The following is a 19,020-nucleotide window of genomic DNA, read 5'->3' on the forward strand; positions in this document are numbered from 1 at the left end:
CACTCTCTAGGACGCGATGGATCGATCCCTACTCTGCAGTATGAGAACCCTCTCGAGTCTCTCCAGGCCCACTCCACTGCATCAAGTCCCAGCGCCCGGCAGGCGGGCACGCGACTATGCGCGCACTCTGCCAAGCGCGAGCTTATCTCTGGCCCGAACAGCCCGTCCGAATCCTCCACATAGACAGTCTTTGGACGTTCTGCGGTCTCTACTTGGAGGATGCGTGTTGCATTCGGAGCGTGTGCCTCGCACGTAGCCTTGAACGTAGCGGCAAGCTCGCTACGATTATGCTCTTGCCTCGCCTGATTCTCTTGCCTCTCCCAGTTCGTATTTTGCGAGCCAGGACTCACATGGATTTCCCACAAGACGTACATTGGCACGCTCAAGCGCACAGCCCATGTCAAGAACCACGCGAATTCGAACCGCCTGAAAGGCCAAAAAAAACTCCAGATCGTTATGACGAACCAAGCGACTAGGATCCCGGCGCCCTTGAGCAAGCCTCCAACGATTCCTTCGCCCCCAAGGGCGAACGACGCACTGGGCAATATCACGGCTCCGATTGCAACGAATATACGCTGCCTCATGTGAACGTCGTCTCCTCGGATTAAGTAACACACTACGTGAACCACCCCGACTTCCGTGGAGGCTGTTAGTTTTAAGTCAGGCCGGCATGGCTGCCTGACGACAGAGTTGCCGATAGTAGCTTACAGTCCAAGGTTAATTTAGCTGCTCGCTTTGCCAATTGCTGGACGTAGGTCGAGGGTGTTAATCCACCCAGCGCATAGGTCAATAAGCGAAGCGCATACCCACCCGAGCCTCCTGCACCGATCCCACCAAGAAAAATGCCCCAACTCCAACAAGTCAGGGCATCACAGCCAGCCACGCCTCAGCGCCAGCAGCCAGACAGTCACGCTGCCACTGGCAGCGCCATCAATCAGCGCGCCAGTTTGGCATTCACGCCTTCCAGATCCTTCTCTGCCAGCTCGCCCACGGCGGCCGACAGCTTGAGCTGGTTCACCAGATAGTTGTAACGCGCCTGGGCCAGGTCGCGCTTGGTGGAGTAGTACTGCTGCTGGGCATTCAGCAGGTCCAGCGTGGTACGCACACCCACTTCTCGGCCCAGCTTGGTCGAATCCAGCGAGCTTTGCGACGACACCAGCGCCTGCTCAAGCGCCTTGATCTGTGCCGCACCGGCCTGCACACCCAGGAAGGCCTGCTTGGTAGTCTGGGCGGTATCACGGCGAGTGGCTTCCAGCTTGTGCTGGGCTTCATCGCGCGAGGCCAGCGATTCACGCAGCTTGGAGCTGGTGGCGCCGCCGGTAAAGATCGGTATCTCCAGCCGCACGCCTATGCTGCTTTCGCGCTTGTCCTTGGCATTGGCCGCTAGGTCCTTCTTGTACCAATCCTGGCCGTACGAGGCCACCAGGTTCAGCGTAGGCTGGCGCAAAAAGCGATAACGGTCTATCTCAGCCTCGGCTATGGCCAGTGCACCGCGCTGGCCCTCTATCGCCAGGCTCTTCTGCTCAGCCTGCTTGACCCAAGCATTGATATCGGCCGGCACTGGCGGGGTGGCCATCATCTTGGCAGGCAAACCGGCCAGGCCAACAGCGGGCACACCAGTCAGCTGCAGGAAGGCATTCTGCTTCACCGTCAGTTCGTTCTCGGCGGCGATTTCGCTGGCCACGATACCGTCGTACTTGGCCTGGGCCTCGTGCGTATCGGTAATGGTGGCCACACCCACCTCAAAACTCTTCTTGGCCTGGGCCAGTTGCTGCGATACGGCGTCCTTCTGGGCCCGCACGAACTCCAGGCTGTCCTGGGCGTACAGCACATCAAAATAAGCCTGTGCCACCCGCAGTATCAGGTCTTGCCGTGCAACCTCATAGGTTACTTCGGCCAGGCGGGCCTGCTCGTTCAACTGGTTGGCATTGACGCTGGCCGTGGCGTTGTACAGCGGCTGCGACGCCGATACGCTATAGCCGTAGGAATCACCCTGCGTCTTCACATCGCCGCGCGCCGTCGCACTGGTAGAGGATGAGTGCCCATATTGGCCATCCAGCTGCACTTTGGGCAGCCATTGCGCCGTGGCCTGGCTGGATTTCTCCTGGCCGGCACGGAGTGCTGCTTCCGCCGCAGCGATGGTGGCATCGTATTTCTTGGCTTCCTGGTAAACCTGCAGCAGGTCGGCCGCCATGGCGGTAGACCCTACGGCAAGCATCACCGCCAAGGGCAAGGCGCGGATTGCAAAGCGTTGCATGGTTGATCCTCTGTTTTAAGCGCACAGTTTAAACATACTATGCAGTATCTTACTATGTCTGATAGCTGAAATCCAAATCCGTTTCCGCTTGCTCAAGCTGCATCCAGCGGCTTCTTCACGCGGTACCAGGTGGCATACAGGGCTGGCAGGAACAGCAGCGTCAGCAAGGTGGCCACGAACAGCCCCCCCATGATGGCCCAAGCCATGGGCCCCCAGAAGGTGGAGCGGGTCAAGGGCACCATGGCCAAGATGGCCGCTGCCGCCGTCAGCATGATGGGGCGGAAGCGCCGCACCGCCGATTCGACGATGGCATGCCAGGGATGTTCCCCCTCGGCCATATGCTGGTCTATCTGGTCCACCAGAATGACCGAGTTCCGCATGATCATGCCTGCCAGGGCAATCACCCCCAACTGCGCCACAAAGCCGAACGGTACCTGAAACAGCAGCAGTATAGCGGCCACACCTATCATGCCCAGCGGCGCGGTCAGCAGCACCAGTATCATCTTCGAGATATTCTGCAGCTGGAACATCAAGATGGTCATCACCGTCAGCAGCATCAGTGGCATCACCGCCATGATGGAGCTCTGGCCCTTGACGCTGGATTCCTGCGAACCACCGATCTCAATGCTGTAACCCAGTGGCAGGCTGTCGGCCAGCTTCTTCACTTCCGGCCACAGCTTCATGGTCACATCCGGCGCCTGCGCACCTTCCACGTCGGCGCGCACCGAGATGGTCGGCATGCGGTTGCGGCGCCACACGATGCTCTCTTCGCTCTCCAGCTTCAGCTTGGCCACCTGGCTCACTGGCACATACTTGCCGCTGTGCAGGTAGACCTTGGCGTCCTTCAGGTTGTTCAGGTCAGTACGCTCGGGGCGATCCAGCCGGGCAATCACGTCTATGGTGCGGTCATGCTCGCGGAACTGCGTCACCGTCACACCAGACAGCGATATCTGCAGGGCATAGGACAACTGCTGCGAGGTAATGCCCAGGGCACGCGCCTTGTCCTGGTCCACTTCCAGCCGCATCACCTTCACCCGCTCGCTCCAGTCGGTGTTCACATGGCGGATATGCGGGTTGCCGCGCATGATGGTCGATACCTGCTCCGCCACCTGCTTGAGCTTGGCCTGGTCAGGCCCGGCCACCCTGAACTGTACCGGGTACCCCACAGGCGGGCCATTCTCCAGCCGGGTTACCCGGCCACGCACCAGCGGGAAGTCCTTGTCGAACAGGCCCTGTATCTTGACCAGTACCTCCTCGCGCACCTTCTCGTTCTTGGTCATCACCATCAGCTGGCCAAAATTCAGGTTGGGCAGCTGCTGTTCCAGCGGCAGGTAGAAGCGCGGGCTGCCGTTGCCCACATAGCTGGTCACGCTGGCGATATTGGGGTCGCCCTTGAGCTTCTCCTCCAGCGCCTTGATCTGGCTTTCGGTCTGCTCATAGGTAGAGGCCTGCGGCAGCCACACGTCCACCATCAATTCCGGCCGGTTCGATGAAGGGAAGAACTGCTTGGGTACGAACTTGAACAACCCCAGGGCCGTTACAAAGGCCAGCAGGGTGACGATCAGTACGGTCTTCCGGTAGTTCAAACACCAGTTCACCAGGCGGCGGAAGCGCTGGTAGAACGGCTTCTGGTACACCGCATTCTCGTCGCCATGGTGTTTGGTCTCGGGCAGCAGCTTGTAGCCCAGATAGGGGGTGAAGATTACCGCCACCACCCAGCTCAACATCAGCGAGATACCCACCACCTGGAAGATCGAGACGGTGTATTCGCCGGCATTGGACTTGGCCAGACCCACCGGCATAAAGCCCGCAGCGGTAATCAAGGTGCCGGTCAGCATGGGGAAGGCGGTCGTGGTGTAGGCATAGGTGGCGGCACGCAGCCTGTCCCAGCCCTGTTCCAGCTTCAGCGCCATCATCTCCACTGCAATGATGGCATCATCCACCAGCAGGCCCAGGGCAATGATCAGCGCACCCAGCGAGATGCGCTGCAAGTCCAGGCCAAAGGCATACATGACCAGAAAGGTCATGGCCAGCACCAGCGGGATGGACAGCGCCACCACCAGGCCGGTACGCCAGCCCAGCGAGAGGAAGGACACCACCAGCACGATGGCCACCGCCTCAATCAGGCTCTTGACGAACTCATGGATGGAATCCTTGACCACCTTGGGCTGGTCGGACACCGCGTGGATTTCTATGCCCACCGGCAGCTCGGCGCGGATGCGCTCGATGCTGGCATCCAGTTTCTGGCCCAGCTGGATGACATCGCCCCCCTTGCGCATGCTGATGGCCAGACCTATGGCCTCCTGGCCGTTGTGGCGCATCTTGCTGACAGTAGGGTCGGAGTAACCACGATACACCTTGGCCACGTCACCCAGGCGGAAGGTACGGCCATTGGCGCGTATGCCGATATTGCGTATGGCTTCGATCGAGTCGAACTCGCCGGTCACCCGCATGGCTACCCGCTCGCTGCTGGTTTCCACTGCACCCGCCGGCACCACGGCATTGGTGGCCTGCAAGGTCTGGAACACCAGTTGCGGGTCCAGACCCAGCGAGGCCAGCTTGGCATTGGAGGTCTCGACATAGATCTTCTCGTCCTGCACCCCCACATAGTCGACCTTGTTCACATCCGGCACATGCAGCAGCTCAGCCCGGGCGGCATCGACATACTTCTTCAGCTCGGCGTAGCTAAAACCATCGGTGGTAAAGGCATAGAGGTTGCCAAAGGTATCGCCGAACTCGTCATTGTAGAAAGGCCCGCGCACACCCTCTGGCAGGGTATGCCGGATGTCACCCATCTTCTTGCGCACCTGGTACCAGATATCCGGCACCTCCTGTGGCGGCACACCTTCCTTCAGGTTGATCAGCAGCTGGTTCTCGCCCGCCTTGGAATAAGAGCGCACGTACTCGATCTGCGACATCTCCTGCAGCTTCTTCTCCATCTTGTCGGTAACCTGCAGCTCCATATCGGTCGCCGACGCACCAGGCCAGTAGGTCTGTATCACCATGGCCTTGAAGGTGAACTCCGGGTCTTCCTTCTGGCCCAGATGGGTGTAGGAAAAATAACCCGCGAACATGAAGACAATGATGAAATACAGCACCAATTGCTGGTGCTTGAGTGCCCATTCGGACAGGTTGATGCTGCGCATGCTGGCTCCCTATCCGGCTTACTTACGGCTCAGCTGGCTTTCGGCCAGGCGTACCAACTGGTTGGCATGCAAGAGGTGCGCACCTGCCGTCACCACGGTCTCGCCGGCCTTCAGCCCACCCGCTACCAGCACCACATCATTGCGTACCCCCGCCAGTTGCACGGGCCGGGCGCTGACGCGGCTGGTCTTGCCATCCACCACCCAGACCTTGGGTTGACCATCGCGGTCGTAGATCGCGGTCAAGGGCAGGGTAAAGCCACTCAGGCTCTCGTCGCCGGGCAGGCGCACATTGGCCGTCATCCCCAGGCGCATCGCCTCATCGGCCTCCACCACGCTCACGCGGGCTGCATAGGTACGGGTGATCGGGTCGGTATCTGGCGCCAGCTCGCGCAGCTTGCCCACATAGCGCTTGCCCGGCAGCGCCCACAGCTCCACCGTCAGGCTGGCGGCCTTGCGCAGTTCCTCCACGCGGGATTCCGGTACGCTCACTACCACCTCGCGCTCACCCTGCTCGGCAATCTTGACTACCGGGGCGCCGGCTGCCACCACCTGGCCAACTTCCGCATTGATGGCCGTCACCACGCCAGCCCGCTCGGCCTTGAGCACGGTATAGCCACCCTGGTTGCTGCTGAGGTTGTATTGCGAGCGTGCCGCATCAAACGCCACCTTGGCCGCATCCACATTGGTCTGGCTGACAAAACCCTGGCCACGCAGTTGCTGCGCCCGCTCATAGTCCATGCGCGCCTTGTCGAACTGGCTCTTGGCCGAGGCTTGCTGCAAGGCCACATCGCGGCCATCCAGGCGCAGCAGCGGCTGGCCGGCCTTCACCACCTGGCCCAGCTCCACATAGCGCTCCACAACCTGCCCGGCCAGGCGGAAGCCCAGTTGAGCCTCGCGGCGGGCACGCACCTCGCCGGAATAGCTGGCGGTAGTGGCAATGCCATCGGGTTTGACCACCACGGTGCGCACCGGGCGTACATCCTCATATCGGGTCTCGGTCTTGCCACAGGCGGCCAGGGCCGTGGCAACAGCCAGCAACAGGGCCAGGTTGCGCTTCATCATGCTTCACTCTCTCCGTTTTGCTTGTCGCCCAGGCGCGCGCCCAAGCCATGAATCAGGGTCTCGATGACTTCTTCAAGATAGCGGTCCAGGTCCAGACCGGGGCAAATATCCGTATGTTTCCACACCATGGCCATGACCACCGGCGCCACCACCACCTTCACCGCCACATCCAGCGCCACCGGGCGGAACTCGCCGCGGTCTATGCCGAACTGGATGGCGCTGGCGATCAGGCTCTCTCCCCGGGCTATCACCTCCTCACGGTGAAAGCGCGCCAGCTCAGGGAAATTGCTGGCCTCGGCAATCATCAGCTTGGGTATGCCAGACAGCTTGGTCGCACCATGCATCTGCCACCAGGTGCGGATGACAAAGGCCAGCAACTCGGGGCCGCTGCCGTCGAACTGCGCAATCAGCTGCTCGCCCTCCTGCAGGGTGGGCACCAGCGACTCGCGTATCACCGCCTTGAGTATGTCTTCCTTGTTGGCGTAATAACGATAGATGGTCCCCGCGGTCACGCCAGCGGTGCGGGCAATATCCTCAACCTTGGTGGCCGAAAACCCCCGCGCCACGAACAGGTCCAGCGCCGCATCCAGTATCTCGCCTGGGCGGGCGTCCTTGCGCCGGGTCCAGCGTGTCACGGTTTCCAGCACCGGGCAGCGCTCGTTGCAGTCAGTGTTTTCAGGCTTCACGATAAAATAAATGAACGTTCATTTAATTTAAATTACGCCTCTCCCCAAAACTAAGCAAGTCCGAGTGCAGTATCAGATGACGAACGGCGCTAAAATCCCCCCACTTCAATCAGGACTGCAGCCATGCCCGCCATCGAACCCATCTCTGCCCAAACCGCTGCCGACAAGGCCAGTGTGCTGGCAGAAGCCATGCCCTATATCCGTCGCTTTTACGACAAAACCATCGTGATCAAGTACGGCGGCAATGCCATGATCGAGCCCGAGCTGAAAGAAGGCTTCGCCCGCGATGTGGTGCTGCTCAAGCTGGTCGGCATGAACCCCGTCGTGGTGCATGGCGGCGGCCCCCAGATCAACGATCTGCTCAACCGCGTGGGCAAACAGGGCGAGTTCATCCAGGGCATGCGCGTCACCGACAGTGAAACCATGGAAATCGTCGAAATGGTGCTGGGCGGCCTGGTGAACAAGGAAATCGTCTCCCTGCTCAACCAGCACGGCGGCCGGGCAGTAGGTCTCACCGGCAAGGACGGCCATTTCATCCGCGCCAAGAAAATGTTCCTCAAGGGTGAGGGCGACGAGGAGCAGATCGATATCGGCCAGGTCGGCGAAATCGAGAGCATAGACCCCGAGCTGGTAGCCTTGCTGGATACCCGCGACTTCATCCCGGTCATCGCCCCCATAGGCGTGGGCGCAGAAGGCGAAGCCTTCAACATCAATGCCGACCTGGTGGCAGGCAAGCTGGCCGAAGTCCTGGGCGCCGAAAAGCTGATCCTGATGACCAACACGCCCGGCGTGCTGGACAAGCAAGGCCAGTTGCTCACCGGCCTGACACCCAGCATCGTCGACCAGCTTGTGGCAGAAGGCACCATCTCCGGCGGCATGATCCCCAAGATCGCCTCCGCCCTCGAGGCCGCCGTCAATGGCGTCAATGCCGTGCACATCATCGACGGCCGAGTCAAACACGCCCTGCTGCTCGAAGTGCTCACCGACCACGGCGTCGGCACCATGATCAAGCGCGACGAGTAAACCCCGCCGCACCCGGCTTGCTCAGGCTAGCCAAGTCGTTCAAGCGGGCACCTTACCCAAGGTAGGGGCCCGCTGTCAGGTTCAGTCCGCCTTCACCACCAACAAGTCACGGAATGCCCGCGCCGCCTAATAGGCCTGGTTGCGCACTGGGATAGATGTCGAGCACAGCCCCAGGGAGCCTCTGCAAGAGTCCACTTACGAGCGGCAGTCAGGCTCCCTCGCGGCTGCGAGGGCGGTGATGCCCGGTTCAGGGTGAGTGGGATAGCACAGCACAAAACCGTTGGTTACTCAGCGCCCATAAGCACCTAGCGCCCACCTTTTGCTTGCCGTTTGCAGAGCGTCCCTAAGCTCAGTTCCCGCCGCGGGCGTCGCGCAATGCCCGCTCCAGGAAGCCCTCCTTGGTCATGGCCTTGAGCGCTTGGTCCAGAGGGCCGATCAGATGGCTTCGTTCCACGTTGATGTAGTGGTAGGCGGGCAGATACTCCAGTACGACGGAGCGGAAGGTTTCGGTGCCATTGAGCACCCTGGCGGATTTCAGGGCCCGCAGGGTAGGGCTGACGCCCGGTTCGCGTATCACCACCACATCGACCCGCCCCTGTGCCAGCATCCTGAACATGGATTCATAGGAGTCCACCAGGCTGACATTCATACCGGCCGTCTTGATCTCAGCGATCCGGTAGCCGCGCCGCACGGCGATGCTCAGGGTTCGCATATCCTCCCAGTTACGGATCTCCAGCGAGGGCTTCATGCTGACCGCCAGGAAGGTCATCGGCCCGATCGAGGTGGGAACGCGCCGCATATTGGCAAATGCTTCCTCAATCACAGGCAGCCGTGCCAGCAGGGCGTCGGACTTGCCGGTATTCGCGGCGGTCAGGCCTCGCGCCGCCGGCATGAATGTCAGCTCGATCGGCTGCCCGATGCGGCGATAAGCTTCGCGCACCACCACCTCGTAATAACGCTCTGTCCCTTCGTCGTTCTCCACGCCGGCAATACGTAGCGGTACGTCCGCCGCCGCATGGAGGGCGACTGCGGCAAGGGCCAGGAGCAATCCCAGAAAATGGTGGAGGCGCATGATGGCTACACCTGCAAGGAGGGAGGGCTATGGGCGAATAGCGCGGACAGCTTACTGGCCATCGAGGGCGACGTAATAGCTTGGTTCCAGAGGCCCATTTCCTGCTCCCGTGGATGACTGCGCTGCCGCCTTAAAAGATAGCCCTGTCAGGCTTCGGCGGCTAGGTAAGCGGAGAAAAATCCGCCCCGCGGCATCCCGTACCGGGCAGCAGGTCGCCAGTCTGGCTTAACCTGACCGCCCTCGGCCAGCTCTGGTCATATGGCGCGCAGGGCGCCATCGCCCTGCCGCTCAGGCACGCGGGTTTGTATCGCCTAGGGGCTGGGCCACCTCCACCAGCCAGTCGCAGAATGCCCGCGCCGCCGCATTATCCTGGTTGCGCAAGGGGATATAGGCAAAGTAGCGCCAGTCCCCCAGGCGCGGCTGGGTAAACGGCGTCACCAGGCGCCCAGTCTGTATATCCTCGGCCACCAGCACCGTCGGCCCCATGGCCACCCCCAGCCCATCCAGCGCCGCCTGCAGGGTCAGGTAGAAGTGGTTGAAGCGCAGCGCCTGGGCCGGCTGCAGGTCGGCCACACCCGCAGCCGCCAACCAGTCCGACCAAACCTCGGGCAGAGTCGCCGTATGCAGCAAGGTGTGCTGCGCCAGATCGGCCGGCTGCAGCAGGGGCTGGCGCTGCAGCAGCGCGGGGCTGCACACCGGCAGTCGCTGCTCCGTCAGGAACTCCCAGCCCTGGTAGCCAGGCCAATCCTGGGGGCCGCCGCGTATGACCAGGTCAAATGGCTCGCCCAGCGCGCCTATCGCCTCATTGGAGGTGGAGATGCGTACCTCCACCTGGGGATGCGCCATCTGAAAGCGCGACAGCCGCGGTATCAACCAGCGCAGGGTAAAGGTGGCCGGTGCATTGACCCGTAGCACCTGCGGGCCGGGCTGCCGCTGCAATCTGACCGTTGCCTCCTCCATTTGCTCGAAAGCCGGCAGCAAGGCGGCCAGATACCCACGCCCTGCTTCCGTCAGCAACACCCGCCGATTCTGCCGCTCGAACAATGCCAGTCCCAGCCATTCCTCCAGCTGCCGCACCTGCCGGCTGATGGCACCATGCGTCACATGAAGCACCTCGGCTGCGGCACTGAAACTCTGCAGTCTGGCCGCCACTTCAAAGGCCCTTAGCGCATTCAAGGGAGGGAGCTGTCGCTTCATTGGTGAGTTTTCCTGACATGAAAGCACAGCTTAAGTCGTTTGTTGCGCGCCGCCAAGCCCGGTACCGTTGCGCCCTGTTAACCAAACACAAGGGGTGCAGGGCATGTCCAACAAACTCATCGTCATCGGTATGCAATGGGGGGATGAAGGCAAGGGCCGCATCGTCGATCTGCTCAGCCAGCAGGCCGACCGGGTAGTACGCTTCAATGGCGGCCACAACGCCGGCCACACCCTGGTGGTCCAGGGGCAAACCTGGAAGCTTGCCCTGCTGCCTTGCGGCCTGCTGCACGGCAAGCCCGGCGTGATAGGCAGCGGCCTGGTGATTGATCCCGAAGCCCTGCTGGCAGAGCTGGACCGCGTGGCCCAGCAGGGCCTGGCCATCGGACCACGCCAGTTGCTGGTGGACGAGACCGCCACCCTGGTGTTGCCCTCCCACGCCGCCCTGGATCAGGCCGAGGAGGCCCAGCGCCGCCATCCCATAGGCACCACCGGCCGCGGCATAGGGCCGGCGTTTGCCGACCGCGCCGGCCGCCGTGCCATACGTGTCGGCGACCTGGCCGACCCAGGCCTGCTGGCGCAGAAGGTCGAAGAAGCCCTGCACTACCACAACAGCCTGCTGGCAGCCTGGGGCCATCCGACCCACGACCCTGCCGCCACCTTGTCGCGGCTACTGGCCCTGGCCCCGCGTCTGCTGCCCTATGTGGGTTCCGCCTGGCAGCAGCTGCAACAGGCCGACCAGGCTGGCGAGCGCTTGCTGTTCGAGGGAGCACAGGCGCTGATGCTGGACAACAGCCACGGCAGCTACCCCTTTGTGACCGCATCTTCCACCCTGCCGGCCCAGGCCGTTCTGGGCAGCGGCCTGGGTGCGGCGGCGCAGGCCAGCGTGCTCGGCGTCTGCAAGGCCTACACCACCCGGGTAGGCGCCGGCCCTTTCCCCAGCGAGCTGAGCGGCGAGCTGGCGGATCTGCTGCGCCAGCGCGGCCATGAATACGGTACCAACACTGGCCGCCCCAGGCGCTGCGGCTGGCTGGACATCGCCCTGCTGCGGCAGGGGCTGCAACTGGCACTGGTGCGCAGCCTGGCACTGACCAAGCTGGATGTGCTCGACACCTTGCCCACCTTGCAGCTGTGCGTCGGCTACCGTATCCGCGGCGTCTTCCAGGCCTGCTTTCCAGCCAGCGCGGCCGAGCAGGCGGTATGTGAACCGGTGTATGAAACCTTGCCCGGCTGGCAACAGTCTACCGCGGGTATACGGCAATTCGAGGCTCTACCCGCTGCGGCACAAGCCTATGTGCAGCGGATTGCCACCTTGCTCGATTGCCCCATCAGCCTGGTATCCACCAGCCCGGAGCGCGAGGACATCATCACGCTGCAGCAGCCATGGTGAGGCCAACCGCGCATTCCCGCTTGGCCGCCAGGGCCTGACTGTTTATATTGAGGGTACGACCTCACTTTTGCCCACGGAGTATGTGCAGCATGAAAACCGCCCGTCAGCTTCTGCAGGAAAAGTCGCGCCAGGCCATTTTCTCGGTCCCGCCCACCGCCACGGTCTACCAGGCGCTGCAACTGATGGCCGAAAAGGACATCGGTGCCGTGCTGGTCATGGAAGGTGAAAAGCTGACCGGCATATTCTCCGAGCGCGATTACGCCCGTAAGGTGGTGTTGCAAGGCAAGACTTCGGCCGGTACGCCTATAGTCGATATCATGACCAAGCGTGTCATGTTTGCCCTGCCCAGCCAGACCGTGGACGAGTGTATGGCCATCATGTCGGAAAAACGCTTCCGCCACCTGCCGGTGATGGATGGCGACAAGGTCATCGGCGTGCTCTCGATCACCGACTTGGTACGCGAGCAGATCGCCGAGCAGCAGTTCCTGATAGAGCAGCTGGAGCAGTACATCCACGGCTAAGCCGGCACCGTGCATTCGATTCATTGCGCCCGGCTGCCGAGGCCGGGCGCCCAGGACTGTATCATCAGGCCGGCCCCACGCCGGCCTTGTCTATTGCTAGGGAGTTTCACCTTGAAGTTGATTGCCGCCATGCTGGCTGCGCTGGCCCTGCCTGCCTTTGCGCTGGAATGCCCACCGCTCGATATTACCCCCCTGCTGGCCCAGCAGCCCGACTATGTCCTATTGGGCGAGATGCATGGTACCGAACAAGCCCCGCGCTTTGCCGGCGACATGGCCTGTCGGCTATTGAAAACCGGCAAGCCCGTCACCCTGGGGCTGGAAATCCCCAGCACCGAGCAAGCAAGGCTGGACCGGTACCTGCAATCCGACGGCGGCCCGGCCGCACGCGAGGCCTTGCTGCAAGGCAAGCATTGGGATAGCCACGAATGGGCTGATGGCCGCAGCAGCCAGGCCATGCTGGCCTTGATCGAACGGGTACGGCAGTGGCGCCAGGCCAAACAGCCCATACAGCTTTCCGCCTTCGCCGATGGCGGCGATGCCGGTTACGCCGCCGTGCTGGGTGCCACCCGCAAGCAGGCCGAGCAATGGGTTTTGGCCCTGGTTGGCAACATACATGCCAACCGTGCGGCACTGAACCGCCTTACCGGCGCACCGCCCATGGGTGCGCTGCTGTCACAGCAGGGCCTCACCATCAGCCTGAACATCAGCTACCCAGGCGGCGAGATCTGGGCCTGCATGGAGGGCGAGGTCCCTGGCAAGTCGGTCTGCGGCATCCATCCGCTGCAGGGTAGCACCAAGGCGCTTGCAGCCGGCCAGATCACGCTCAAGGAAGCACGCCGCGACAACACCCTGCTGTACGACGGCTGGTTTGATGTCGGCCCCCTGAGCCCATCCACCCCGGCACGCCCCGCCAACACAGGCGATGGCGAACCCAAGGCAGCCAGTTGAATGCCCACCTGGATCTTCGACCTCGACAATACCTTGCACGACGCCGAGCCCTATATCTTCCCGGCCATGAACAGGCTGATGACCGCCTATTTGGCCCGGCATCTGGACATCAGCGAGGCCGAGGCCGATGCCCTGCGCCTGCATTATTGGCAACGCTATGGCACCACCCTGGCAGGCCTGCAGCGACACGGCCATATCGATCCCGAGCACTTCCTGGCAGAGACTCATCGCTTTCCCGACCTGCAGCGCAAGCTCCGGCCCATGCGCGCCTTGCAAACCACCCTCGCGCGCCTGCCTGGCCGCAAGATCCTGTTCACCAATGCACCACTGGCCTACGCGGTCAGCGTGCTGCGCGGCCTGCGGGTAGCCCATCACTTCGATGGTGTCATCGCCATCCAGCATACCCGCCACCGCCCCAAACCCTCGCCAGTAGGCTATCGCAAGCTGCTGGCCCGCTACCGCCTGAATCCTCGCCGCTGCGTGATGGTAGAAGACACCCACGCCAACCTGGTCACCGCCAAGCGCTTGGGCATGGCCACCGTCTGGCTGGGCCGCAAGGCCCATCACGGTGGCGTGGTCGATATCGGCCTGCCCTCCCTGGCCCAACTCCCCCGCCACGCCGGGCACCGAGGCTGGCTACGCCCAAATAACCAATAGTTACCGTTATCTAATTTTTTATTACTTTTTATATATATTGGCTTTCACTAAAGTTCGTTCCTTGACAGCGGCCACCCCGCTGGCCCGCTACACCAGTGAACGGACACCCCGTGATCGAACTTCATCACCTCAACAAAACCTACCAGGTCGACGGCCGCCAGGTCACAGCCCTGCAGGATATCCAGCTGCAGATTCCCGCCGGCCAGGTCTTTGGCATCATCGGCCGCTCAGGCGCCGGCAAAAGCACCCTGCTACGCACCCTCAACCTGCTGGAACGCCCCGACCAAGGCCGGGTGCTCATCGATGGCATAGATGCCACCGCACTCGACCAGGCAGGCCTAAGGGCACTACGCCAGCAGATAGGCATGGTATTCCAGCACTTCAATCTGCTGGCCCATCGCACCGTCGCTGCCAACATCCGCTTTGCCCTGGAGCTGGCCGGCGAACTGGACGCCCCCACTATGGCGGCGCGGGTCGCCGAGCTGCTGGCACTGGTGGGCCTCACAGAACAAGCCAAGCAATATCCCGCGCAACTCTCCGGCGGACAAAAGCAACGCGTCGGCATCGCCCGCGCCCTGGCCAACCAGCCCAAGCTGCTGCTGTGCGACGAGGCCACCTCCGCGCTGGACCCGCAAACCACCCAGGCCATCCTGCAGCTGCTGCTGGATATCAACCAGCGACTGGGCCTGACCATTGTGCTGATCACGCACGAAATGGCCGTGGTCCGGGCCATCTGCGATCGGGTGGCCGTCATCGACGGCGGCCGCATCGTCGAACAAGGCACGGTTGCTGACGTCTTCCTGCACCCCCAGCATGCCGCCAGCCGCAATATGGTGGCCGAAGATGGCCACGCCGCGGTGCTGGACCTGGCGGGCAAGCTTCATTCAGTCGCCGGCAAGCTGCTGCGCCTGACCTTTGTCGATGCCGCCACCTATGAGCCGGTGATCGCCGAAGTGGGCCAGCAGCTCGCCAGCCCGATCAACATCCTGCAAGGCAGTGTAGGCCGCATCAAGGACAGGCCCTATGGGCAGTTGATCGTGGGCCTGCAAGGCGATGTCAGCGCCGCCCAGGCCGCGTTTGCCAGCCGTGGCGTTCGCTGCGAGGCCTTGGCAGCATGAGCGCCCCATGGTTCGACTGGAGCCTGATCGACTGGGCCGACATAGGTACTGCAACCCTAGACACGCTGACCATGCTGGGCGCGTCCCTCACCTTTACCGTGCTGCTGGGCCTGCCACTGGGCGTGCTGCTCTACCTACTGGGGCCACGCCGGCTGCTGGCCAACAAGCCGGCCTACGCCGCGCTCTCTTTCGTCATCAACGCTTTGCGCTCCATGCCCTTCGTCATCCTGCTGATCGTGCTGATCCCGATGACCGTCAAGCTGGTGGGCACCTCCATCGGCGTCGCCGGTGCCATTCCGCCGCTGGTAGTGGGCGCCGCACCGTTCTTTGCCCGGCTGGTTGAGTCCGCCCTGCGCGAGGTAGATCTGGGCATAGTCGAAGCCACCCAGGCCATGGGCGCCACCACCTGGCAGATCGTCAGCCGCGCCCTGCTGCCCGAGGCCCTCCCCGGCCTGCTGGCGGCCACCACCGTCACGGCAGTGACCCTGGTCTCCTATACCGCCATGTCCGGCGTGATCGGCGGCGGCGGGCTAGGCGACCTGGCCATACGCTACGGCTATCAGCGCTTTCAGACCGAAGTCATGGTGATCACCGTACTGGCCCTGCTGGCCGTGGTGCAAATACTGCAGATGGCAGGCGACTGGCTGGTCCGTCGTGCCACCCGCAAATAAAGACTCCCCCAAGCTCGCTGTCCATCACAAGGAAAAAATCATGAAACTGTTCAAGACCCTGCTGCTGGCCTCCGCCACCCTGGCCGCGTTCTCCGCCCAGGCCGAGAAACTGACCATAGCCGCCACCGCCGTGCCGCACGCCGAGATCCTGGCCTTCGTCAAACCGGCCCTGGCCAAGCAAGGTGTAGAGCTGGATGTAAAGGTATTCACTGACTACGTGCAGCCTAATGTGCAATTGGCCGAAAAGCGCGTCGATGCCAATTACTTCCAGACCAAGCCCTACCTCACCGAATTCAACAAGAACCGTGGCACCAGCCTGGTGACGGGGGCAGCCGTGCATGTAGAACCATTTGGCGCCTATTCCCGCAAGATCAGGAAAATTGCCGAGCTCGCCGAAGGCGCCGTGGTCGCCATACCGAACGAAGCCTCCAATGCCGGCCGTGCGCTGGTACTGCTGGACAAGCATGGGGTCATCAAACTGAAGGACAGCCGGAATATCCTTTCCAGCGTGAAAGACATCGTCGGCAATCCGAAAAAGCTGAAGTTCAAGGAGCTGGAGGCTGCAACCCTGCCACGCATACTGGACCAGGTGGATCTGGCGCTGATCAACACCAACTACGCCCTGGAAGCCAAGCTGCTACCCACCCGCGATGCCCTGTTGATCGAGGATGCCAATTCGCCCTATGCCAACTATGTGGTGACCCGCACCGACAACCAGCACAACGCTGCCTTGAAGAAGCTGACTGCCGCCTTGACCTCGTCCGAAGTGAAGCAGTTTATTGCCGAGAAGTACAAAGGCGCCGTCATCGCGGCGTTCTAAGCCTTCCGGCACCCCGAGTTCGGTCGTCCCGTGTGCCCGCAAGGGTCCGGAGCGGCCTGACTGCACCACCTACCCGTGGTGTATCGCATTGTCGTCTCACTCCATCCGTAGATGATTTGCCACGCCAAGCGCGTGGCTTTTTTTTGGCGGACTGGCACAATTAGGCTGTCCCCATCCTCCTCTACGCTGCACACAGGCGCCGTGGTCTGCAACGCCGGCTGTCTGCAGGAGCCATGTCATGCTGATACGCAAACTGTTCAAGTTCGAAAACGCCCACATCGTGCGCAATTGCAGTAGCGATCGCTGCCGCCACTCCATCCACGGCCATAGCTACAAGGTGGAGGTGCTGCTGGAGGCCCAGGCACTGGACCATGGCCAGATGGTGTACGACTTCGGCCTGATGAAGGGCACGATACGTGATGTGATCGACGCGTTTGATCACGCCATCTGCTTCTGGGACCGGGACGAGGCAGATTACATCGCCTGGGCCAAGCGCTATTCGCAGCGCTGGATCGCCATGCCGGTGTCGCCATCGGCCGAGCAGTTTTCGCGGCTGTTCTTCGTCATCATCGACGCCATACTCAAGAACACGGCCATGGCCAATGGCGAGCAGGACGTAGTGCTGCATTCTGTAATCGCCCATGAAACCGAGACCGGTTACGCGCAGTGCTTCCGCACCGATGCCTATAATCCGCGTATGGGCCTGATCGCGCTGGAGCAGGTGATCTTCTCGGAACAATGCAAGGCGGAATGGAAAGACCCAGCCATGCTGGATAAGCTGCTGCGGGGCGAGCCTTTCCAGAATCCTACGATTGCCCTACAGGTCCAGCCCGACCCACAGCCCGATCTCAACGACTGAGTACGGTGGGTTGCACGCTGCGGCGATAGTCCCGCACCATCAGCCAGATCAGGTAAACCGTCGCCAGCCAGGGCCAGACCTCGGAGAGCGTCTGGGTCAGGCCGTTGAAATCGCGCAGGCCGTAGCGCCAACGGAACAGGCTGAGCATGCCGTAGGGCTGCGCGGTCAATGGCCACATGGCCTCTACCATCTGGGTCAGGCCAACACACAGCAAGGCCACTAGCGCCTGCCAGCGGCGCTTCAGCCGCAGCAACAGGAACAGCAGCCCCAGGCCCAGCACCCCGCCTGTCAGCACATTGATATTGAACCAGGTGAGGAACTCATCTGGCTTAAGCAGGGCGCCAGCAAACAACACCTTGAGCAGCAACGACAGCAGGATCAGGCCGACGATGGCCACCATGGCCCGTCGGCGGTGCGCCAGCAGGGTCACCACGATCAGGCTCACCCCCATCAAGCTGAGCATGACCCCAAAGGCCTCCAAGCCCCGTAGAAAGAGCAGGGCATTCTCTATGGGCGATACCCAGGGCTGCGGCAGACCAACAGGCTGCACCACCACCCCGAACAAAGGAACCGCAGGATTCAGCTGCGAGATAAACCACAGCAGCAGCAGGATCAGACCATAGTCGGCCTGCGAGCCCTCGCGGAACCATTGCTGGCGAAAAACATGCCAGCCCCGCAGTATCAGCAGCTTGCTGAATAGACCGGCCAATAAGGCACCGATCAGACTACCGGCGGTGTTGTAGATCAGATCGAGATTGGATGGTACGCGCTGGGGCAGGAACTGCTGTACGAATTCGACCGAGCCGGAGAGCGTGGCACCGAATACCAGCGCGGCCAGGGGCGCAAACCAGCGGCAACGGAAATACAAGGCCCAGGCATATCCCAAGGGCAGATAGGCCAATAGATTGAGCGCGTTGTCTGCCACGGTATGATAGTGCGGCAAGGGGTAGGCCAAAAACGCCCAGATAGGCTCGCCGGTATAACGCCAGCCCGAGAACGGATACCAGCTGGTCACCAATATGACCGCATGCCAGGCCAGCAAGAAATGCCGCCCCAACCAGGACGGCATAGCATCACGAGCAAGGTAGGAGATGGGCAATTGCCAGCGCATGGCGAGCAAGCCTATCACATTGGCTACCAACTACGGATTGCTTGCAACCGATATAAACGTTTCATTGCATACAGATAATAAAAAAGGAAGCCCAAGGGCTTCCTTTTCACAGGCGTGCGATGATGGCTTACACGCGCAGGCTGTCGATGCTGCCACCCTTGGCCAAGTGATCAACCACCCATTGCGGCTTGCGGCCACGGCCACTCCAGGTTTGCTCCGGATTGGCGGGGTTCTTGAACTGAGCCGCCACCGGGCCGCGCTTGCCACCACGCTTGCTGGGCAAATCGGCACCCAGGAGCTCGTTCAGACTGAAGCCACGCTCTGCTGCCAGCTTTTGCAGGTCGGAGATAGCCTTTTGCTTGTCTTCGACCTTGCGGCGCGAAATTTCACGCTCAAGGTCTTTTTGCAATTGATAAAGCTGCGGCAAGGACAGGCCAGACAAGTCCACCATTTTAATTCTCCTGGATCAATTTAGTGATTTTGGT

General features: G+C 61.8%; 17 protein-coding genes and 1 pseudogene. 10 read left to right on the forward strand and 8 right to left on the reverse strand.

What is annotated here, in order from left to right:
* Positions 1 to 934: 934 nt before the first annotated feature.
* The 4 genes from V7714_RS19980 to V7714_RS19995 form a co-directional block, all read right to left on the reverse strand.
* Positions 935 to 2,257 carry a TolC family outer membrane protein gene (locus tag V7714_RS19980; protein WP_335711309.1) on the reverse strand — a complete coding sequence of 441 codons (1,323 nt, stop codon included), beginning with the start codon at positions 2,255 to 2,257 and terminating at the stop codon, positions 935 to 937.
* Between the two features lie 92 nt (positions 2,258 to 2,349).
* On the reverse strand, positions 2,350 to 5,403 hold the full coding sequence (locus V7714_RS19985; RefSeq protein ID WP_335711310.1) for an efflux RND transporter permease subunit: 3,054 nt from the start codon (positions 5,401 to 5,403) through the stop codon (positions 2,350 to 2,352).
* Positions 5,404 to 5,421: 18 nt separating this feature from the next.
* A complete protein-coding gene (locus tag V7714_RS19990; RefSeq protein ID WP_335711311.1) occupies positions 5,422 to 6,465 on the reverse strand; it encodes an efflux RND transporter periplasmic adaptor subunit in 1,044 nt (347 codons plus the stop codon).
* The gene (locus V7714_RS19995; protein ID WP_335711312.1) at positions 6,462 to 7,151 is read right to left on the reverse strand and encodes a TetR/AcrR family transcriptional regulator; all 690 of its coding nucleotides are present in this window, start codon (positions 7,149 to 7,151) and stop codon (positions 6,462 to 6,464) included. Before V7714_RS19995 ends, V7714_RS19990 begins: the two co-directional genes overlap by 4 nt.
* 123 nt (positions 7,152 to 7,274) lie before the next feature.
* Here V7714_RS19995 and argB point away from each other — a divergent pair, with 123 nt between their 5' ends.
* Complete coding sequence (gene argB, locus V7714_RS20000; RefSeq protein WP_284197139.1) at positions 7,275 to 8,174, forward strand: acetylglutamate kinase; 900 nt, start codon at positions 7,275 to 7,277, stop codon at positions 8,172 to 8,174.
* A 349-nt stretch (positions 8,175 to 8,523) separates the two neighbouring features.
* On the opposite strand, the gene V7714_RS20005 is transcribed toward argB, so the two are convergent.
* Together V7714_RS20005 and gcvA are read right to left on the reverse strand one after the other, a co-directional pair.
* The gene (locus V7714_RS20005; protein WP_335711313.1) at positions 8,524 to 9,246 is read right to left on the reverse strand and encodes a substrate-binding periplasmic protein; all 723 of its coding nucleotides are present in this window, start codon (positions 9,244 to 9,246) and stop codon (positions 8,524 to 8,526) included.
* 288 nt (positions 9,247 to 9,534) lie between these two features.
* On the reverse strand, positions 9,535 to 10,443 hold the full coding sequence (gcvA, locus tag V7714_RS20010) for a transcriptional regulator GcvA (RefSeq protein WP_335711314.1): 909 nt from the start codon (positions 10,441 to 10,443) through the stop codon (positions 9,535 to 9,537).
* 103 nt (positions 10,444 to 10,546) lie between these two features.
* Here gcvA and V7714_RS20015 point away from each other — a divergent pair, with 103 nt between their 5' ends.
* The 9 genes and pseudogenes from V7714_RS20015 to V7714_RS20050 all read left to right on the forward strand — a co-directional run bounded on the left by V7714_RS20015 (position 10,547) and on the right by V7714_RS20050 (position 17,424).
* Entirely contained in the window at positions 10,547 to 11,830 is a 1,284-nt protein-coding gene (locus tag V7714_RS20015; protein WP_335711315.1) for an adenylosuccinate synthase, read from the forward strand.
* An 89-nt stretch (positions 11,831 to 11,919) separates the two neighbouring features.
* Complete coding sequence (locus V7714_RS20020) at positions 11,920 to 12,351, forward strand: CBS domain-containing protein (RefSeq protein WP_284197134.1); 432 nt, start codon at positions 11,920 to 11,922, stop codon at positions 12,349 to 12,351.
* 111 nt (positions 12,352 to 12,462) lie between these two features.
* Positions 12,463 to 13,299 (forward strand): hypothetical protein, encoded by an 837-nt coding sequence (locus V7714_RS20025; protein ID WP_335711316.1) that lies wholly within the window; start codon positions 12,463 to 12,465, stop codon positions 13,297 to 13,299.
* Complete coding sequence (locus tag V7714_RS20030; protein WP_335711317.1) at positions 13,300 to 13,956, forward strand: pyrimidine 5'-nucleotidase; 657 nt, start codon at positions 13,300 to 13,302, stop codon at positions 13,954 to 13,956.
* A gap of 110 nt (positions 13,957 to 14,066) precedes the next feature.
* Positions 14,067 to 14,801, forward strand: a pseudogene (locus V7714_RS20035) (methionine ABC transporter ATP-binding protein); the annotation flags it as partial.
* On the forward strand, positions 14,787 to 15,074 hold the full coding sequence (locus V7714_RS20655) for an NIL domain-containing protein (RefSeq protein ID WP_439954237.1): 288 nt from the start codon (positions 14,787 to 14,789) through the stop codon (positions 15,072 to 15,074). The pseudogene V7714_RS20035 and the gene V7714_RS20655, both read left to right, overlap by 15 nt.
* Positions 15,071 to 15,745, forward strand: a complete 675-nt coding sequence (locus V7714_RS20040; RefSeq protein WP_335711319.1) for a methionine ABC transporter permease — start codon at positions 15,071 to 15,073, stop codon at positions 15,743 to 15,745. Before V7714_RS20655 ends, V7714_RS20040 begins: the two co-directional genes overlap by 4 nt.
* A gap of 40 nt (positions 15,746 to 15,785) precedes the next feature.
* On the forward strand, positions 15,786 to 16,565 hold the full coding sequence (locus V7714_RS20045; protein ID WP_335711320.1) for a MetQ/NlpA family ABC transporter substrate-binding protein: 780 nt from the start codon (positions 15,786 to 15,788) through the stop codon (positions 16,563 to 16,565).
* A gap of 238 nt (positions 16,566 to 16,803) precedes the next feature.
* Positions 16,804 to 17,424, forward strand: coding sequence for a 6-pyruvoyl trahydropterin synthase family protein (locus V7714_RS20050; protein ID WP_335711321.1), 621 nt, complete (start codon positions 16,804 to 16,806; stop codon positions 17,422 to 17,424).
* Here V7714_RS20050 and V7714_RS20055 read toward each other — a convergent pair.
* Complete coding sequence (locus V7714_RS20055) at positions 17,414 to 18,535, reverse strand: VanZ family protein (RefSeq protein WP_335711322.1); 1,122 nt, start codon at positions 18,533 to 18,535, stop codon at positions 17,414 to 17,416. The two genes, V7714_RS20050 and V7714_RS20055, sit on opposite strands and share 11 nt — an antisense overlap.
* Before the next feature lie 127 nt (positions 18,536 to 18,662).
* Positions 18,663 to 18,986 (reverse strand): H-NS histone family protein, encoded by a 324-nt coding sequence (locus tag V7714_RS20060; RefSeq protein ID WP_284197126.1) that lies wholly within the window; start codon positions 18,984 to 18,986, stop codon positions 18,663 to 18,665.
* Positions 18,987 to 19,020: the final 34 nt, after the last annotated feature.

Origin of the sequence: Chitinimonas sp. JJ19 (genome assembly GCF_036961565.1) — a bacterium.
GTDB lineage: Bacteria > Pseudomonadota > Gammaproteobacteria > Burkholderiales > Chitinimonadaceae > Chitinimonas.

Excerpts from the sequence above, each read along its gene's own strand:
- gcvA (WP_335711314.1), bottom strand. The coding sequence starts at position 10,443 with ATGAAGCGACAGCTCCCTCCCTTGAATGCGCTAAGGGCCTTTGAAGTG.
- V7714_RS19985 (WP_335711310.1), bottom strand. The coding sequence starts at position 5,403 with ATGCGCAGCATCAACCTGTCCGAATGGGCACTCAAGCACCAGCAATTG.
- V7714_RS20020 (WP_284197134.1), top strand. The coding sequence starts at position 11,920 with ATGAAAACCGCCCGTCAGCTTCTGCAGGAAAAGTCGCGCCAGGCCATT.
- argB (WP_284197139.1), top strand. The coding sequence starts at position 7,275 with ATGCCCGCCATCGAACCCATCTCTGCCCAAACCGCTGCCGACAAGGCC.
- V7714_RS20015 (WP_335711315.1), top strand. The coding sequence starts at position 10,547 with ATGTCCAACAAACTCATCGTCATCGGTATGCAATGGGGGGATGAAGGC.
- V7714_RS19990 (WP_335711311.1), bottom strand. The coding sequence starts at position 6,465 with ATGATGAAGCGCAACCTGGCCCTGTTGCTGGCTGTTGCCACGGCCCTG.
- V7714_RS20055 (WP_335711322.1), bottom strand. The coding sequence starts at position 18,535 with ATGCGCTGGCAATTGCCCATCTCCTACCTTGCTCGTGATGCTATGCCG.
- V7714_RS20655 (WP_439954237.1), top strand. The coding sequence starts at position 14,787 with ATGGTGGCCGAAGATGGCCACGCCGCGGTGCTGGACCTGGCGGGCAAG.
- V7714_RS20040 (WP_335711319.1), top strand. The coding sequence starts at position 15,071 with ATGAGCGCCCCATGGTTCGACTGGAGCCTGATCGACTGGGCCGACATA.
- V7714_RS20045 (WP_335711320.1), top strand. The coding sequence starts at position 15,786 with ATGAAACTGTTCAAGACCCTGCTGCTGGCCTCCGCCACCCTGGCCGCG.
- V7714_RS20050 (WP_335711321.1), top strand. The coding sequence starts at position 16,804 with ATGCTGATACGCAAACTGTTCAAGTTCGAAAACGCCCACATCGTGCGC.
- V7714_RS20030 (WP_335711317.1), top strand. The coding sequence starts at position 13,300 with ATGCCCACCTGGATCTTCGACCTCGACAATACCTTGCACGACGCCGAG.
- V7714_RS20005 (WP_335711313.1), bottom strand. The coding sequence starts at position 9,246 with ATGCGCCTCCACCATTTTCTGGGATTGCTCCTGGCCCTTGCCGCAGTC.
- V7714_RS20060 (WP_284197126.1), bottom strand. The coding sequence starts at position 18,986 with ATGGTGGACTTGTCTGGCCTGTCCTTGCCGCAGCTTTATCAATTGCAA.
- V7714_RS19980 (WP_335711309.1), bottom strand. The coding sequence starts at position 2,257 with ATGCAACGCTTTGCAATCCGCGCCTTGCCCTTGGCGGTGATGCTTGCC.